At 39.2% G+C, this 970-nt stretch carries 2 protein-coding genes; both read left to right on the top strand.

Annotated features, from left to right (window positions below; translation table 11 throughout):
- Positions 1-348, top strand: a 348-nt coding sequence (locus V7659_RS30290) for an FAS1-like dehydratase domain-containing protein (protein WP_335543724.1), incomplete at its 5' end; no start/stop codon positions are given.
- A complete protein-coding gene (locus V7659_RS30285; RefSeq protein ID WP_335543723.1) occupies positions 345-746 on the top strand; it encodes a MaoC/PaaZ C-terminal domain-containing protein in 402 nt (133 codons plus the stop codon). The genes V7659_RS30290 and V7659_RS30285, both read left to right, overlap by 4 nt.
- The last annotated feature ends 224 nt before the right edge of the window (positions 747-970 follow it).

Genomic DNA, 970 nt, shown 5'->3' with positions numbered 1-970 from the left:
ATTTATTTTGATGAGGAAACAGGAAGAAAGTCTAGATATCAAACCAATATTGCCCCGCCAACCTTTCCAAGGACATTTGATTATGGTGACATCGAAGGATTAAACCTGCCAAATAAAGGCTTAATACATGGTGAACAAACGTTTCACTATGAACGTCCCCTTAAGGTTGGCGAGGAGATCTTTTGCTATTCCAAAGTGAAGAATTATTTTGAGAAAAAAGGGAACTTCGGGGAAATGGGGTTTCTGATTCTTGAAAGCTTTGGGGAAGATGCGGAGGGTGGTTTGATATTTAGTTCAACTTCTACGGTTGTCATATCAGAAGCTGTGAGGAAGGTGTTGGTTAAATGAGTACACTCACACAGTTACAAGTCGGAGAGACTGTAAAAGAAATTCAACTGGATCCTGTCTCAAGGATGGACCTTATTAAATATTCAGGTGCATCTGGAGACTTTAACCCGATTCATACCATAGATGATGAGGCAAAAAAGGCCGGATTACCAGGAATCATTGCCCATGGAATGTGGACGATGGGGAATCTTGCCAAGATTTTTACTGCCTATTATGAAGAAGGCTTTATGAAAGATTACTCAATCCGCTTCAAAGGGATGGTATTTTTAAATGACGTAATCACGTTAAAGGCAACATTGAAAGAAAAGCAGGATAAAAACCTGCGTTTTACGGTCCAGGCTGTGAATCAACAGGGTAATGAAGTGTTAAAAGGTGAGGTATTGTATTACCAATACTAAGCATCAGCGAATTTATGACCCGGCATCAAGAGATTTTTTCTTCTTGGTGCTGGGTTTATTGTTATCTCTCAATAAGGCTCTTTTCGTAAACTTTGTTGCCATGCAGCTTAAAAAGGGTCATTTACTAGATTAGGTTTCTAGGCGATTTTCGCATATGTTCGTACGAAAAGATGCCACGAAGAACTTTGTTATACGGGTTGATGCACTTTTACGAAAAACAAAAA

The sequence above is a fragment of the Neobacillus drentensis genome (assembly GCF_036966985.1).
Taxonomy (GTDB): domain Bacteria; phylum Bacillota; class Bacilli; order Bacillales; family Cytobacillaceae; genus Neobacillus; species Neobacillus drentensis_E.
This window is presented reverse-complemented; position numbering and strand designations above follow the sequence as displayed.

Bases quoted from the DNA above. Each gene is read 5' to 3' on its own strand.
- V7659_RS30285 (WP_335543723.1), top strand. From the start codon at position 345: ATGAGTACACTCACACAGTTACAAGTCGGAGAGACTGTAAAAGAAATT.